Consider the following 15,679-nt stretch of genomic DNA (forward strand, 5'->3'; position numbering starts at 1 on the left):
GTAACTTACATAATATTATAAATGTAAGTAAGGAAATAGTAAAACTATGCAATGGAATGGAAATACAATACTGATCACGGGTGGAACGAGTGGGATTGGACTGGCTTTGGCCAAACGACTCTCGGGCCTCGGAAACCGCATATTAGTTTGCGGAACGAATGCAAAGAAGTTGGAGGAGATCAAAAAATCTCATCCGGAATGGGGGACTTATCTCTATGATCTCTCTCGTCAAGAAGAGAGGGAAAGGTTGTTTTTTGAGACAACCAAGGATTATCCAGAGCTCAATGTGTTATTCAACAATGCGGGAATCCAACGGTATCCTAAATTAAACGAAGTAGAACCTTGGTCGGATTTGGGAAAAGAAATTGATATCAACTTAGGCGCTCCGATCCACCTCTCTATGTTATTCGCTAAACACCTGTTTGCAAAGAAAAATGCTGCGATTTTAAATACCACTTCTGGATTATCACATATCCCTTTGGCTTATGCCCCTGTGTATAGTGCCACGAAGGCCGCATTACATTCTTTCACGTTGACACTACGGTTTCAATTTCGCAATGAACCAATTAAAATCATCGAGGTTTCTCCTCCTATGGTGGACACGGATTTAGGAATCCCTAACACACATACGGCGGGACTGAATTTAGATGAATATGCGGACACTGTGATCCGTGGATTACAAAATGGAGATCTGGAAATCACAACAGGATTTTCCACTGTTTCGGCCAATGCCAGTCGGGAGAAAAAAGATGAGATCTTTTTATCTATGAACCAGGCTAGGAGTGGATCAAACTAAAGAGCGACCCACAAAGGCACAAGCGATGGCATCCCAAGAGTCATCGTGGCCTTTGAGATCTTTAAATCCCAAAATCATATGGATCGCTGCCCGAACTTCTTTTTTGGTAGCGTTCCCTTTGGCAGAGATACCTTTTTTGATCTGAGTTGCCGTTAAAGAAACTACGGGAATTTGTTTTTCGCCTAGGGAAAGAAGAATGACCCCGCGCGATTCAGCAACTTTCATTCCTGTGGTGGTATTCTGAACAAAAAACAATTCTTCTACGGCCGCTGCTTCTGGTTGGTATTCGGTAAGGATGTCCATTAGTTCAGAACGGATTTGGAGTAAATTATCGGGAGAAGGGGTCTTCGGAGCGACTTCAATCGTTCCGTAAGTGAGGAGTGTCGGATTACGACGTAGGCCCTCAGGAAAGGACAAAATGGCGTATCCAACCCGGTGCGATCCAGGATCAATTCCGATGATTTTCAATAATTTCTTTCCTAGTTCCTACTTTTGTCCAGTTTCGGCCTCCCTGAGCCAAAACCTAGTCTAAAAATGAAAATGACAGGGTACTTTCCTTCCGTATAGTGGAAGAAAACCACCCGCAGGAACGTTAACACATGACCGCAACGGCAGTGAAACTCGAAAAATCCCAGGCGGAGAAGGCTCTTAGTGCCCAAGCCGTCCTCCTCAATGATGTAACCAAACGACTCGCTCAGAAAAATTCCGATAACGGCAAAGTATCCGTAAGCAAAATGGACAAAACACAACATGTGTTTTATCAATTGGCTTGGATGACCGCTCAACAACGTGTTGCTGAGAACTTTATCGTTTATGCTTGGGATGCTTCCAAGGGAACTGGCGAAATGGAACAGAAAATGGCCCTTACCTTTGCGGCTGAAACTGTATCTAACATTCGTTCGGAACTAGCAGCTCGCCCAGCTGAGTATGAACTAACTTACCAAGAACTATTCTCCAAACTCTTTTCTGATGAAATCAACGCTTATGTAGAAGCAGCTTCTAAAATAGAAAACTACGAAGCCATTGTTGATAAGATCGTAGACCTTGGCCACTTCGGTGCTTACGGCCTTTCCGAAGACCATGAAAATTTCCGCGGAATCTTTAAGGACTTTGCTGAAAACGTAGTAGTTCCTCATGCAGAACATGTCCACAGACATGACGACCTCATCCCGCAAGAAATCATCAATGGATTAAAAGATATGGGTTGTTTCGGTCTTTGTATTCCGGAACAGTTTGGTGGAATCCAACCAGACGATCGTCCAGATAACATTTCCATGTTAGTTGTAACCGAAGAACTTTCTCGTGGTTCACTCGGTGCTGCTGGATCTCTTATCACAAGACCAGAAATTATGTCCAAGGCTCTCCTCAAAGGGGGAACTGAAGAACAAAAAAACAAATGGTTACCACTACTTGCATCCGGCGAAAAATTCGCAGGAATTATGGTAACAGAACCTAACTACGGTTCTGACGTAGCTGGTGTATCAGTCACTGCAAAAGAAGTAGACGGTGGATTTGTGATCAACGGTGTAAAAACTTGGTGTACATTTGCAGGTTATGCGAACCTTCTTCTGATCCTTTGTAGAACAGAATCTGATCCAAGCCTCAAACACAGAGGACTTTCTATCATGCTTGCCGAAAAACCTTCGTTTGACGGACATGAATTCAGCTACAAACAAGACGGTGGCGGAACCATCCAAGGAAAAGCAATCGGAACCATTGGTTACCGAGGAATGCACTCCTACGAAGTATCTTTCGAAGATTACTTTGTTCCAAAAGAAAACCTTCTTGGTGGGGATGCTGGACGTGGCAAAGGATTCTATTTCCAAATGGAAGGATTTGCTGGTGGACGTATCCAAACAGCAGCTCGTGCCAATGGTGTGATGCAAGCAGCTCTTGAAGCAGCACTTCGTTATTCACAAGAACGTAAAGTATTCGCAAAACCAATTTACGATTATACTTTAACTAAGTTCAAAATCGCGAAGATGGCAATGATTGTGCAAGCAACTCGCCAATACACAAATTATGTAGCAACTCTACTTGATAACCACAAAGGCCAAATGGAAGCAACACTTGTGAAATTGTATGCATCCAAAATTGCTGAGTGGGTGACAAGAGAAGCAATGCAAATTCACGGTGGTATGGGTTACGCGGAAGAGTATCCAGTATCTCGTTACTTTGTGGATGCTCGTGTATTCTCTATCTTTGAAGGTGCAGAGGAAGTGATGGCTCTTCGCGTAGTAGCGAAAGACCTTCTAGACCAAGCACTCGCTTCTTAATTAGAAACTAAATTCTTTCTGTCGTAAGGGTTCACTCAAACGGCAGAAAATTTGGATTGTCAAGGCCCGAATTTTCGGGCCTTTTTTATGCCTTAAGTTTATAGACGTTTTTATTTTTTTCTTGAGCTACTACTTGTTTCGGGTTCAGGTTTGCATTCTTCAGGTAATTCGCAGAATGCCTGGATCATAAATAAATATCCATCAAAGTTTGTGCATATATTAATACCCAACTTTCGATAGCGTTCAGCATCGGGAGTTTTTTCACAAGCGAGAACGCTGGTAAGAAAACATTGATTGGATTTTTTCTTTTCCTTATCACATTTTCCCGTTACATTCGCTATTTCACGATCGCAATTTGATAATGATAATAATGTTAAGAAAAGAAAAAAGTATTTTGTGTTCTTCATGTTTTCCCAATAAATATTTCAGAAAACCTTAAGTCATTTTATTACTAGTTATGTGCAGATGACTCTTGTTTTACGAAAGAATTCTTTTTCTTTGAAACTAGTCTACATTTAATCTAACTTTCAATAAAAATCATTGAGAATCTAGCTTTACATCTGAAAGATATTTATCCAATCTTAGAATGTTCGACATAGATAAAGCAGTCGGTTTTCCGAGTCAAGTGGGACTCGCAAACGATATAAGGAACTTCAATTACCCGTATGATCAAAAAATCAATTCCACAATTACCATCTTTGAACCTTTTGCGATCTAAAGATTTTTATGAAAAGAATTTAGGTTTCAAAACTCTAAAACAATATGATGATATTATTTTATTGGAAAAGGATGGATTTGAGCTTCATTTATGGTTATGCGATGATCCTTCCATTCCTCAGAATTCCAGCGTATATTATCATGTAGATTCCATTGATCTTTTGTATGCGGACTACGACAAAAAAGGAATTGTCCATAAAAATGCTCATTTGATGGATAAACCTTGGGGAATGAGGGAATTTTATGTTTTAGATTTGGATGGCAATTTATTGAAGTTTGGACAATCCATTGACGCATAACTTAGATACAAAATAGGGATTTTACTGTCTAATAGAGAAGATAAAACTTATATGCGTTACGTGTGATTTTGTTTTTGTCTGGCTATTGATTGTGAATTCTTTCGGGACTGGGAATGTTATCTAATAGGGGACTTGGAGATTCAGTGAATAAAAAACGAATATTATTTTTCCTTCCTATACTTGCGATTCCCTTGGTTTTTCATCTCGCGTGTAGAACTCCCATGCCTGAGTTAAGTTCGGAAGCAAAACTTTCCAAAGGAAAAATGATTTCCATTCGATGGACAACAACTGACGCCGTTTTGGCAAAAGTATTTAATGAAGTTTTCCCCGTTCCGCCGGCCATTCTTTTAGATGAAAATGCGAATTTAGTCGACTTAACGACCGTTCCCCTGCCTGAACCAAATCCTGACCATGCACCGAAACCAAAAGAAGAAAAACCGATGAATCCTAACGAACTACCTAGATGGGACCGCGGCTTTGAATTATCGAATATAGATAATCTAACACTAGTCATCCGAAAAGAAAGCCAAAGACCGTTTTATAGTATTGGCATGAGCCTTCTTGCTTTGACCATGTTATACTATGGAACGATGGACACGGAAGCGGAACTTGTTTGGACTTCGGGAGAAACCAATCTCCATCGAATTTCATTTTTATCCACTTATGAAACCATCTGGGCACCGATGCCATTTTATATCGGAACCGGCTCTACGATTGTATCCCCAGCCATCAATTCCAATCGTTATCCATCTCTTTTACAAAAATATTGTACACAAGAAAAACCAAGCAAACTACGCGAGTCCTTAGAACAATCTCAAGTAGAGACATGTAAAGAATACGAAACTTTTTTAAGACGACTCTTCCTTCAAAATTATGATGCCATCCATTCACAACTGAAAGAATGGGAAAAACGAAACCAAGATTGGTTTCAACCATAACCAAGGAAAAATTCGATTTGATTCAAATTCAAAAATTCATTTATCTATCTTTCCATAAGTTCGCTGTCCTGGTTTTGCTATTTTCAACGCTGATTCCGCTAAAGGATCTCAGCTCAATTTCTATCCCAAAGGAAAATTGGAATTTGGTTTTGTATGGAGGTATCTTTACCACTACCGATCTCATTCCGATTGTGTTTCGGCAGAAAACGGATTATAAAGAATCTTATATTGGTAGTTTGGGAATTTCCAGACCACTCGACTATCGGATTCGTTGGTTTGATTTTTTATGGGAAGGAAATGTGACCAAACATTTTGGTGAAATGAACCATTGGGAGATGAATGGTTTCTATATTGTTAAAATCAATAGAATGTTCGATTCGCCTTTTAGTTTGTCCTTGGGGGAAGGTTTGTCTCTCGCCTCCGAAAATCCAAAATTAGAAAACAAAGCCAAAGGATATTATCTAGACGGATTACAAAAGGACGAAATTGAATCAAGAGCACTTCTCAACTATATGATGGTGGAATTTAGTTCTTATTTACCTTTTGAAAGAAAAACGGAACTCTTTATACGAGTCCACCATAGGTCAGGGATTTTTGGATTGTATTGCCCACCAGATCCCAATTGTGGATCTAATTTTGTGAGTTATGGACTTCGGACTTCTTTTTGATTCCACAGTGCAAATTACAAATTTGACACTGCGAAACCAATTCATAGAACTTATAAAAAACTAATTTGGATTTGTTTTGGTTGGTTCTTTGATCCAATCAAACTTTGCGTCTTTATGTTTTCCTTCTTCCGCTAACTTCTGTACGTTGAGGAGAGATTCATAAGGAGTATCTGTTAAAACCAAATTAATGACGGATTGGGGAACCGATCCACCTGGTTCAAAGTGAGCTTGGTATTCCACTTTGAGTTTTCCATTGGTTTGTGGAGTGATTCGCCAAACACCTTCAAAGTTTTCCATACGGGTCACACCGGAAGGAACTGGGCGGGCATTGGAATCCAATCGTTTGATTTTCATTACGGTCGCTAATGTTTTTTCGTTTTGTTCAAAACTTCGATCCATAATTAAATCGCGATCATTGACGGGCCAAGGAGCACCATTCCTCAGATAGACAACAGACTTTTTATCGGTTCCTGAAAGAACGGTGAGTTCCTTACATTGGTGGTAAAGATTTTTGCAGGAAGCCGGATCAATTAAGAGAGAAATGACTTGGGCAATCGAAGCATCGACTTCTGTTTTACCTAAAAATTCATCTAGGTTGGAACCAGCAAAAGGACGAGTCAAAACTTGGATTCCTTTTTTGCGTTTGGACTCTGACCATTCCGAAGATTGTGCCGTAAGTGAGGACAGACCGGAGAGCAGGGAAACTCCTACGAGTGTAAGTAGAATCAATTGTTTTTTTGTCATGGTTACTTTCCTATTTGAGTATGAATGAGTGGTCTAACTGTTTCTGCAAAGAATAATGAGGTTGAGGAAGCTGGTAACAAACTCAATCCATTTTTTCTTCCTATATTATTTACAGCCAGTATCGCCATATAACTACGATTTTTATCGATCCAAGGATAAAATCCATTGATCCCAATACTGTGTGAGATAAGGTCTTTATCACATTCTGCGGGAATATCCGTAGTTGTACAAAATCTCCAGTTCCCGAGGCCGTATTGCCACCGATATCCAAAAGCGGAGAATTGAGAGTATCCAATCTTTGCGCCATTGTATTGGTCTGCCAAAATTTCAGTCACAGAAGTCGTGGAGAGAAAATTAGCAATATTGGCACCTGAGGAATTTTTCGCCGTGCCATTGGTTAATAGTGAATTGATCATTCTCGCATAATGTTCCGGGGAGATGGTCAGTCCGTAGGCACCAGACAAACTTCCATCAGTGTCTTCCCCTGTTCTGGAATTTCCTCTCCAAACGGCTTGGCTTGCATCCCAACCTAACGGAGTTACAATGAGTTGTGTGAACATCGTATTCCAAGTTTTACCACAAGAAATCTCTAACATCCGTTGTGCGACTGCCATATGATTGGAATTGTATTGGTATAAGGCACCTGGCGTTCCCGTGGATTGGTCACGGATCTCACTCACACAAGTATCTTTTTGAGTACCTGTGGCGCCCACTGGCAATGTGGAGATACAAGTTGCTTGTCCCGATCCATTGCCACCACCAGCATTGAGTCCTGAGGTGAAGGATAATAATTGGCGAAGGGTGATTGTCCCTTTGGTCCCTGTCCAACCTAGGATTTCTCCCGTCGTTCTACTGAGGGAAAGAGCTCCACCAGTGACACAAGTTCCCGTAGTCACCGTACCACAACCGGCATAGGTTCCACTATTAGTATTACAATCTATGGCCCGCATGGCGGTAATGGCGGTCACCCATTTGGATCCAGAAGCGATGGGCCGGTAGGTATTATATTCTAATGTAGATTGTCTCGCATAAATCCTGTTACCCGATTGGTCATAGACTTGGAAACTGGCGCCTTCATCGGTAGTTTTTGCATATTGATCAAAACAAGTATCGAGACTAAAACAAGAGCTGGCTATACCTGCTAAAAGTATGGACCTGGCATCTTTGTCCGTTTCAACAGATTTTAGACAATCGGCAAAAAAACAAAACGATAAGAGAGAGATTAATAATATATAGAAATTAGATTTCATAAGACTCCTCATTTAAAAACGAATTGGTTCGATCGTAATGATTTTCCCTGTATTTTCTAAATCACAGGAGGCAAACTCCGGTAGAAGAATCGCATCACGAGTGAATCCCCCAGCAGTTGTTAAACCATCATATACACTTCCCAAAACCAAAGCTCCTTTGGTACGGATATCGGATTCACATTGTAAAACAGAGGATTCCATAAAGGATTCATTATCTTCAATTTCCGCAAGATAGGAATAAAGGATTTTGGCTAAAACACCATTGATGAGTAGAAGGGGAGAGATGGGCCCTTGCCCTCCTTTCATTCCTGATTGGGCAAGCCAAAACGCGGAAGCGGTTGATTCTGCCTCGAAAATCGCATCGGAGATTCTTTTTTTTGCTTCTGAACCTTTGATAGCGCCATAGGTCGGAATTCCTATTCCTTCCGTAAGCATACAATTTGTCAGAAAAACAAAGAAAAGAATGGCTAGAAACATTTGTTTCATGAAATTTTTATCCTTAATAGAGAATGAAACGGTCTGTAAACTTTTCCTTTCACCACATGGTTCGGATTCCTGAACCAGAACTTATGGAAGATCCTACCCAAGTAGAATCTTATGCTAAGGCTGATTTTGAGACGGCTCATTCGTTTCTCATTCGAAAATTTCAAGATAGACTTCCCCAAAGATTTACACCCGAATCCATTTTGGATTTAGGTTGTGGGCCTGGGGATATGTCGTCTCGGTTGTACTCACAATTTCCGATGGCGAATTTTACGTTTCTAGATGGTTCCGAATTCATGATAGATCTTTGTAAGAAGCGTATTGACACACTTGTGTCAAAAAAAAGAAACAATAAAATTGATTTTAAAAACGAACTCATTCAGGACTTTGTTCCCGAATCCCCTTATGATTTAGTGTTTTCGAATTCTTTATTACACCATATCCATGATCCATTTGAATTTTGGGGAGCCGTGCAAAGGTCGATCCATCCAGATAGTTTTATCTTTATCTCTGATTTGATGAGACCTGACTCTCTGGTTAGTGCAAATCAACTAATAGAGCGTTATGCGAATGATGAACCTGAAATTTTAAAAAAAGATTTTTACAATAGTTTACTAGCAGCATATCGAATCGAAGAAGTAAAAGAAATGTTAGAGATCGTTCGATTGGATTCAAAATTAAATTTAGAACCAGTCACAGACAGGCATTGGATTTGTTATTCCAAACCTAGGCATTAACTTCTAATTTAAATCGGAGAAATTTCTTCTAACAACCAGTCGTCCACTTTCTTTGGAATTTCCTTGTTACAAAATTCACAATGAGTTGCATCCAATTCCGGAAAAGCCGCTCCACAGTTTTGGCAACTCATTTCGGAAAAACCCAAATTAGCTGATCGATTCACCGACAAACTCAGTTTAATTTGATTTCTACGGTGTTCTGGAATCAGATTTTTTCTTGTAGAGGCACTCCAACGAATTTCACAAACGATGGTTTGGGGCGATGATTCTAAATTCCATTGGATGACTTTACAAGAACCGATCACCGGTAAAAACAAAGGTGACCTGCCTGATTCGCCTAATGACTGCATAGCGCGCTCTGTGCTTTCTCGGCTTAGAACCAAACTATGGGGTAATGATTGGAATTGGATGTATTTCCAAAAAACAGCAGAAGCTCGGTCTTCCAAAATCTGTTTGGAGATTCCATTCCCATTTGTGATTGATTGTAATTTCTCTATCGAAGTGGATTCCCATTCGACAGTTTGTGTGATCTCGGTCAAAACCCAATCAGATTCTCCAGAATTGAAAATCACTCCGCAATACTGGCATTTGGTGGACTTGTGTGATCGTGGTGAGTTGGCACCGCAAGCAGGGCAATGGTTATGGACCAAATCAACCTTGGGTTTGGTCGTGGCGGAAAGTTTCCTTGTAAAGGAATGCACTTCTTCATAGGTTTTTGTAGAAGACGAATGGAGTTCTTTTTGGATTTTTTCTTCTTTAGTGTCAGTAGGAAATATTTGGTCTTTAGATCTACATCGGAGTTTGAGATGAATGGTTTGGTATTCCGATTCCAACTCCAAATCTAATATCTCTACAGAGAGAACTGAGAAATTTTTCATTCGATTGGTTTCTTTGTCTATCTCTCGTAACAAACGCAGTTGGATCGAAAACCTTTGGAATACGGCCGCAGAGAGATAATTTCTCACCGGTTCCATATTTCCTTTGTCCCAAGCCAAAACGGTTTGCTCTGCTATATGGGTGACCTTCTTTGAAAATTCCTCCCAATCAAAATCGGGATCTGCTATTTGGATTTTTTTGAGGATGGAATTTAGTTTGGTATTGTATTTTCGTTTCCTGTTGGCTTTCGAAATAAAGAAAAAACCAATGATGAGAAACGACGAACTGAGTAATCCGATCACAATCAAATAAGCGGAATGGCTACCCGAACCCGGTGAATGATAGAAAGCATTGAGAACCGCATAAGAAACGAGAAGCGGATTGTAAAAGAAGGATTTGTTCGGTTCTCGAACACGAAGATAGAGATTATAGTTTGCAGGAACGACTGCATTCCACTGGAAGAGAAACCCGGAGTTTGTCCATTCTGGTTGAATTGGTATGAGGATTGTATTTTGGTCTTCGTAGCTGGTGCAAAACTCACAATCCTGGATCACCAATTCCACTCTGGCATTTTCTTTGTTGATGGGGGATTCACTCTCCACTTGCATTTGGAAAGATTCCATATCCAAATTGTTATTTTTTTCCAGTCCCGTGATCCGAATCCAATGTTCGGTTCCTTTGTTTTTTCGATTCGAAGTTTCCCCTAATGTGCTATAGGCGAATGAAAATGTTTTAGATTTTGTATTTAGGTTTTCTTGGAATTTGATTAAACTGGCACTAAAAAGATGCCAAAAGGAATTTTCCAATCCTTCTAAACCATAAGTGATTTGATAACTCGGTGTTACCATTTGATTCCAATCAAATTCCCCAAATTGACGAAACTGAAAAAGCCCGAAGGCGATATGTAATGGATCAGAATTTAGGTATTGCAAAGGAATTTCGATTTCTGATTGGTAGTGTTGGCTCCCGTTATTTTTTAAAATCACCTTTTCTTTCAATCGGTAACTATTGTTTAGCGAATCAATCGTTGTCTTTTTAGTTTTGGAAAGATTAAGATTGAATTTGGCATCGAGAGTCGGCAAATCAATGAAAACGATGGAATTAATTTCTTTTGTTTTGTTGTTAGGCGAAAAATGAATGCTATGACTGCTTTTTTCTGTGACGGCTGGTTCTTTTACATATTCACCTAGTGTTGTATCGATTCTTTCTTCATACAATTGCAAATTGGGAGAGATGGTTCCAGGATCCCAAGTGATATCCAAGGAAAAAGGGGGTGAATCGTTACTGGTTTTGGGAAACCTCCAATGAACCAAAGGGAGTGTTCCGAACCACTGCACGGTTTGGAGAATTTTGTATTCCAGTGCGATTTTGGTTTCAGGATTATCTTTCGCTTCATCCCAATAAATGTCTATGGAATCATAGTTATGCGAAAAATTAAATTTTTCGGGTGAGACTTTTATGTCGGTAACTTGCCAATTTTCTTGGTGGAAAAATTGCGGACGTCGAATTCCTAAATTGGATTGTTTTGCAAGAACGGTAAATGATTCCTGCACCAAGGCAGATCCATCTGATTGCAAATGGATACCAATTTTGTGGTCTTTGGTATTGAAATAAAGACTGGGAGTACTCGGACTGGAATAGGAGGAAGAGCTATATCCCGATTTTGTATTAGAAGAACTGGAAGATTTAGAATAAGATGACGAACTGGAACGATAGCTACTAGAACTAGATGAGGAAGAAGAGGATCTATAAGAATCACCCATCCCGGGTCTTGGATCGAGAGATACCGAAACAAAAATCCCGAACAGAATGAAATAAAATCCTTTAAGCAAGGTATTTCTTTTCGACCCTAACTTTGTCCATATGACTAATTTTCAGTTCATTTGCGAGATCTTCTAAAAATCGAATTTCTTCCTGGTTCAGAGCTCCATCGGATGCGACAATACAAACGGCATCTTCAAAAAAATTCAACGCGTACTCATCGTTATCCGATACCACTTTGGTAATGGTTTTCATCGGAAGGGGATTTTCAAAAGTTTTGGAAAGGATCTCTAGAACTGGTTTTTTCTGGGCTTGGAATCCGCTTAAGAGACAACCGGGTTCAAAGAGTACGTTTACCAGCTCTCCAACAATATCCCCTTCTTTCTTTTTGAACTGGCCATCGGCGTTGCAAGCATACGACCACAAACTGAGAAGGACTTTGGCATATTCAATATGAAGGTCACTTTCAATGTCCAGAGTCGATTGGATCGATTCCGGGTGTTTGTCTTTGTTCCCTTTGACTTGTTTCAAATTTTGAACGATTTTCTTTGCCATAACAAACAGGAATTTTATTGCTTTGGATTCTTCCATCAACTTCATTTTTTTACTCTTTTCTTGATTTTTCCTAAAAATGGGCTGAATTGGAACTTCGAATCAGGAAACTGGAATTAATCTATGCCGAAAAACATATTAGTTACAAGTGCTCTTCCCTATGCCAACGGTTCCATCCACTTAGGCCATGTTTTGGAAGCAGTCCAAACAGATATCTGGGTACGTTTCCAAAAGTTAGTTGGGAACAGTTGTTATTTTTTCTGTGCTGATGACACACATGGAACTCCGATCATGATTGCCGCAAAAAAAGCAGGCAAAACTCCCGAGTCCATGATCGAAGAGGTACAGAAGGAACATTATAAAGATCTCTCCTCTTTTGGAGTGTCGTATGATAACTATTATACGACAAATTCAGAAGAGAATAAAAAATACTCTGAGTCTATCTATCTTACCTTAAAGAAAAACGGGCATATTGTTGCTCGCAACATTGAACAGTCGTATTGCGAACATGATCAGATGTTTTTACCCGACAGGTTCATCAAAGGAACTTGTCCAAAGTGCGGTGCCAAAGACCAATACGGAGATTCTTGTGAAGTTTGCGGAACCAGTTACTCTCCCAAAGATTTAAAGGACTCGTATTGTTCTATCTGTGGAACAACGCCCGTACTCAAAGAATCCAAACATTTATTTTTTAAACTCCAAGACTTCCAATCTCAATTACAAACTTGGATGGAAGAGGGAAGTCGGTTGAATGAAGGAGCCCAGAAAAAACTAAAGGAATGGTTTACCTCTGGGTTACAAGAATGGGATATCAGTCGCGATGGCCCTTACTTTGGTTTTGCGATCCCAGAAGAAGAAAATAAATATTTTTATGTTTGGTTGGATGCTCCTATTGGGTATATGGCATCGGCATTAAACTTTTTTAAAGATGAAAAGAAGTTTAATGAATTTTGGAAAAAGGGAAAGGGAGAAATTGTTCACTTCATCGGAAAGGACATTCTGTACTTTCACGGGCTTTTTTGGCCAGCGATGCTTATGGGATCTGGTTATAATACTCCAGCCCAACTCAATGTTCATGGTTTTTTAACTGTGAACGGGGAAAAAATGTCCAAATCCAGGGGAACATTTATCAATGCTTCTACCTTTGCAAAACATTTGGATGTGGAACATTTCCGATTTTATCTTGCCTGTCGCTTGGGTTCTGGAATGGAAGATGTGGATATTTCTTTCGATGATTTTGTATCCAGGGTCAATTCCGATCTGATTGGAAATTTAGTGAACTTGGTATCTCGCGTTTCCACTTCTATTCTAGATAAAATGGATCGGAAGTTAGGAGTTCTTTCTTCGGAAGGAAAATCACTTGTTGGAGAGCTTCTTTCTAAAGATGCAGAAATTCGGGAAGCCTACGATTCGCGTAACTATTCTAAGGTGATGCGAGAAATTACAGGGCTCGGCGATAAAGTGAACAAATATGTAAATGATTATGCTCCTTGGAACCTCATCAAAACCGATGTGGAAAAAGCAAGAGAGGTAGTCACCACTTCTCTTAACTGTGCCAAGATTCTATTTACTTATTTGGCTCCGGTAACACCGAACATAGTGAGTTCACTTGCATCTCTATTTCAAGTGCCAAATTTAAGTTTCTTAAATCTGGCAGAAACCTTGGAAAATAAAGTCCTTGGGCCATACCAAATGTTATCAAAACGCGTTGAGGAAAAAAATATTTCACTTATGATTCAGGAAACCAAAGAAGCCTTTGAAAAAGCAAATCCAGAGAAGTCTAAACCAGAACCAGGGAAAACACAAAACTCCGATTCAGGTTCTGCTACGGTTTCAGAAGATGGTTTTATCACCATTGATGAACTTTCCAAAGTAGAACTTCGGGTTGGACTTATTCTCGAAGCAAACCCTGTGGAAGGGGCCGACAAACTTCTGTATGTGAAAGTAAACTTGGGAGAAAAGGGAATCAAAAATGTATTTGCTGGGATCAAAGCCAGTTATACGGCCGAAGAGTTGGTTGGAAAAAAAGTGGTAGTGGTTGCCAACTTAAAACCTCGCCAAATGAAATTCGGTTTATCGGAAGCGATGTTACTAGCATCAGGAAAAGAGAAAACTTTATCTTTATTTGTTCCTGATCGTGACGCAAATCCTGGGGATCTTTTAAAATAAACCAATGGCAACAAAGTCGGAACAAATATTACGAGAAAAGGAAATTGAAGGGATTAAATTTAGCCTATATGGAAAAATCATTCTCTTCTCACTCCTTACCATTGTAACCTTCTTTGTTGCCCAGACTTTATTTGAAATATTAACCATCACCTTGATTTCGTTAGGTTTAAATGTAATTCTTTATATTTTTTCCAAATTTTTGAAACGAGGGAAGTTTGTATCTTTTGTGGGGCTCTTTTGTGTAGTCATTGATTTGTTCATCATCACCATCCTTCCCTTTATTTGGTACAATGCTGTCGGCGGTGAATCACAAGTTCCAAGAACGTATTTAATTAAAACATACTTACATTTTATCATTGCTGGCACTTTGGTGATGAATGCGTTTAGCATCCAACCTATCTATCCAATGATTTATGCATTGGGGGTTGTGATTAGCCAAGCCGGAATTTTGGTTTATGCACAACAAGACCCAAGATTTGTGAGTACGGAAAGTTTTAAAGAAGCCTTCCTCGGGCCTGCAGCCCATGTAAATAATTACATTTTTTCTATGGGAATCATCGGCGTTCTCGGATTCTTTTTAGCATTCCTTACCTATCGTGTTAGGCGAACCATATTTGCTGCAGTGAATAATGAAGTAAAAATGACTCAGCTCTCCAGATACTTTTCGCCAAACGTAGTGGCAGAAATGAATCACGCAGAGGATGATTTTTTTAAACCTGGTGGTAAAGAAACAACGATTGCTGTTTTATTTTGTGATATTGTTGGATTCACACAAATTTCAGAAACCCTTGGGCCTGAAAAAACAATGTCCTTACTTTCGGAATACCATAGTTTTATGTTAGATGTGGTCTTTGAACATAGAGGAACTCTGGATAAGTTTATCGGTGATGGGATGATGGTTACTTTTGGAACCCCAAATCCAGGGAGAGAGGATGCAACCAATGCAGCAAAAGCCGGTGTTGCTATGCTTAAGGCATTGTCTCTCTGGAACCAGAAACGAGAAACGTCGGGCGAAAAACCTGTTGCCATTCGAATTGGAATTCACTATGGACCAGTCGTTGTAGGCAATGTGGGTGTGGAGAAACGATTGGAATACACAGTCATTGGTGATACCGTGAATGCGGCGAGTAGGCTAGAATCCCTAGGAAAGGATTTAAAAAGAAACTTTCTAATCTCAAAAGAATTGTATGATCAAATTTCCCTCGAGTTTCGACAAAATCTAAAGGTTAAATCTATGGGTACTCTTTCTCTTCGAGGAAAAACAAAAACTACGGATATTTTATCTGTGGAGACAAGTGTATGATCCAACTTCCCTCAGGCAAAGAAATCACAATCATTTCCAAACTCAAAACGATCTACAAAGTCTTGAGCTTCTTTAGAACCAACCACCCGTAAACTGACTTCGTTAGAATC

General features: G+C 39.8%; 15 protein-coding genes. 8 read left to right on the forward strand and 7 right to left on the reverse strand.

The genetic code is table 11. The annotated features are described in order from the left end of the window. Nucleotides 1-46 precede the first annotated feature (46 nt). Nucleotides 47-796 carry an SDR family oxidoreductase gene (locus JWG41_RS14915; RefSeq protein WP_205270724.1) on the forward strand — a complete coding sequence of 250 codons (750 nt, stop codon included), beginning with the start codon at nucleotides 47-49 and terminating at the stop codon, nucleotides 794-796. Here JWG41_RS14915 and JWG41_RS14920 read toward each other — a convergent pair. Continuing rightward, a complete protein-coding gene (locus JWG41_RS14920) occupies nucleotides 788-1,264 on the reverse strand; it encodes a crossover junction endodeoxyribonuclease RuvC (protein ID WP_205270725.1) in 477 nt (158 codons plus the stop codon). The two genes, JWG41_RS14915 and JWG41_RS14920, sit on opposite strands and share 9 nt — an antisense overlap. Before the next feature lie 131 nt (nucleotides 1,265-1,395). On the opposite strand from JWG41_RS14920, the gene JWG41_RS14925 reads away from it, so the two are divergent. Then, complete coding sequence (locus tag JWG41_RS14925) at nucleotides 1,396-3,072, forward strand: acyl-CoA dehydrogenase family protein (protein ID WP_205270726.1); 1,677 nt, start codon at nucleotides 1,396-1,398, stop codon at nucleotides 3,070-3,072. 110 nt (nucleotides 3,073-3,182) lie between these two features. Here JWG41_RS14925 and JWG41_RS14930 read toward each other — a convergent pair whose 3' ends face one another. Further along, the gene (locus tag JWG41_RS14930) at nucleotides 3,183-3,479 is read right to left on the reverse strand and encodes a hypothetical protein (RefSeq protein ID WP_205270727.1); all 297 of its coding nucleotides are present in this window, start codon (nucleotides 3,477-3,479) and stop codon (nucleotides 3,183-3,185) included. Nucleotides 3,480-3,737: 258 nt separating this feature from the next. Here JWG41_RS14930 and JWG41_RS14935 point away from each other — a divergent pair, with 258 nt between their 5' ends. From JWG41_RS14935 to JWG41_RS14945, 3 genes are all read left to right on the forward strand, one after another. Continuing rightward, nucleotides 3,738-4,088, forward strand: coding sequence for a bleomycin resistance protein (locus JWG41_RS14935; protein ID WP_205270728.1), 351 nt, complete (start codon nucleotides 3,738-3,740; stop codon nucleotides 4,086-4,088). 143 nt (nucleotides 4,089-4,231) lie between these two features. Continuing rightward, nucleotides 4,232-5,026, forward strand: coding sequence for a hypothetical protein (locus tag JWG41_RS14940; protein ID WP_332461301.1), 795 nt, complete (start codon nucleotides 4,232-4,234; stop codon nucleotides 5,024-5,026). Between the two features lie 17 nt (nucleotides 5,027-5,043). Continuing rightward, nucleotides 5,044-5,694, forward strand: coding sequence for a hypothetical protein (locus JWG41_RS14945; protein WP_205270730.1), 651 nt, complete (start codon nucleotides 5,044-5,046; stop codon nucleotides 5,692-5,694). A 60-nt stretch (nucleotides 5,695-5,754) separates the two neighbouring features. Here the strand turns inward: JWG41_RS14945 and JWG41_RS14950 are convergent, their stop codons facing one another. From JWG41_RS14950 to JWG41_RS14960, 3 genes are read right to left on the reverse strand one after another with little or no spacing between them, the layout of a single operon-like run. After that, on the reverse strand, nucleotides 5,755-6,438 hold the full coding sequence (locus JWG41_RS14950) for an START domain-containing protein (protein ID WP_205270731.1): 684 nt from the start codon (nucleotides 6,436-6,438) through the stop codon (nucleotides 5,755-5,757). Nucleotides 6,439-6,440: 2 nt separating this feature from the next. Then, nucleotides 6,441-7,688: a serine hydrolase gene (locus tag JWG41_RS14955; RefSeq protein ID WP_205270732.1), complete on the reverse strand. Its 1,248-nt coding sequence runs from the start codon at nucleotides 7,686-7,688 to the stop codon at nucleotides 6,441-6,443. 12 nt (nucleotides 7,689-7,700) lie between these two features. Further along, the gene (locus JWG41_RS14960) at nucleotides 7,701-8,174 is read right to left on the reverse strand and encodes a TIGR04452 family lipoprotein (protein ID WP_205270733.1); all 474 of its coding nucleotides are present in this window, start codon (nucleotides 8,172-8,174) and stop codon (nucleotides 7,701-7,703) included. Nucleotides 8,175-8,197: 23 nt separating this feature from the next. Between JWG41_RS14960 and JWG41_RS14965 the strand changes: the two genes are divergently transcribed. Further along, complete coding sequence (locus JWG41_RS14965) at nucleotides 8,198-8,908, forward strand: class I SAM-dependent methyltransferase (protein WP_205270734.1); 711 nt, start codon at nucleotides 8,198-8,200, stop codon at nucleotides 8,906-8,908. A gap of 8 nt (nucleotides 8,909-8,916) precedes the next feature. Here the strand turns inward: JWG41_RS14965 and JWG41_RS14970 are convergent, their stop codons facing one another. Together JWG41_RS14970 and JWG41_RS14975 are read right to left on the reverse strand one after the other, a co-directional pair. Further along, a complete protein-coding gene (locus tag JWG41_RS14970) occupies nucleotides 8,917-11,616 on the reverse strand; it encodes a TIM44-like domain-containing protein (RefSeq protein WP_205270735.1) in 2,700 nt (899 codons plus the stop codon). Further along, entirely contained in the window at nucleotides 11,609-12,100 is a 492-nt protein-coding gene (locus JWG41_RS14975) for a TerB family tellurite resistance protein (protein WP_408611761.1), read from the reverse strand. Before JWG41_RS14975 ends, JWG41_RS14970 begins: the two co-directional genes overlap by 8 nt. 120 nt (nucleotides 12,101-12,220) lie before the next feature. Here JWG41_RS14975 and metG point away from each other — a divergent pair, with 120 nt between their 5' ends. Further along, on the forward strand, nucleotides 12,221-14,266 hold the full coding sequence (metG, locus tag JWG41_RS14980; RefSeq protein WP_205270737.1) for a methionine--tRNA ligase: 2,046 nt from the start codon (nucleotides 12,221-12,223) through the stop codon (nucleotides 14,264-14,266). Between the two features lie 4 nt (nucleotides 14,267-14,270). Then, nucleotides 14,271-15,569: an adenylate/guanylate cyclase domain-containing protein gene (locus JWG41_RS14985; RefSeq protein WP_205270738.1), complete on the forward strand. Its 1,299-nt coding sequence runs from the start codon at nucleotides 14,271-14,273 to the stop codon at nucleotides 15,567-15,569. The last annotated feature ends 110 nt before the right edge of the window (nucleotides 15,570-15,679 follow it).

This window comes from Leptospira chreensis (genome assembly GCF_016919165.1).
In the GTDB taxonomy this organism is placed as follows: Bacteria; Spirochaetota; Leptospiria; order Leptospirales; family Leptospiraceae; genus Leptospira_A; species Leptospira_A chreensis.

Coding starts and splice junctions, on each gene's coding strand:
- JWG41_RS14915 (WP_205270724.1), top strand. CDS start 47: ATGCAATGGAATGGAAATACAATACTGATCACGGGTGGAACGAGTGGG.
- JWG41_RS14925 (WP_205270726.1), top strand. CDS start 1,396: ATGACCGCAACGGCAGTGAAACTCGAAAAATCCCAGGCGGAGAAGGCT.
- JWG41_RS14930 (WP_205270727.1), bottom strand. CDS start 3,479: ATGAAGAACACAAAATACTTTTTTCTTTTCTTAACATTATTATCATTA.
- JWG41_RS14935 (WP_205270728.1), top strand. CDS start 3,738: ATGATCAAAAAATCAATTCCACAATTACCATCTTTGAACCTTTTGCGA.
- JWG41_RS14950 (WP_205270731.1), bottom strand. CDS start 6,438: ATGACAAAAAAACAATTGATTCTACTTACACTCGTAGGAGTTTCCCTG.
- JWG41_RS14955 (WP_205270732.1), bottom strand. CDS start 7,688: ATGAAATCTAATTTCTATATATTATTAATCTCTCTCTTATCGTTTTGT.
- JWG41_RS14960 (WP_205270733.1), bottom strand. CDS start 8,174: ATGAAACAAATGTTTCTAGCCATTCTTTTCTTTGTTTTTCTGACAAAT.
- JWG41_RS14965 (WP_205270734.1), top strand. CDS start 8,198: ATGAAACGGTCTGTAAACTTTTCCTTTCACCACATGGTTCGGATTCCT.
- JWG41_RS14975 (WP_408611761.1), bottom strand. CDS start 12,100: ATGGCAAAGAAAATCGTTCAAAATTTGAAACAAGTCAAAGGGAACAAA.
- metG (WP_205270737.1), top strand. CDS start 12,221: ATGCCGAAAAACATATTAGTTACAAGTGCTCTTCCCTATGCCAACGGT.
- JWG41_RS14985 (WP_205270738.1), top strand. CDS start 14,271: ATGGCAACAAAGTCGGAACAAATATTACGAGAAAAGGAAATTGAAGGG.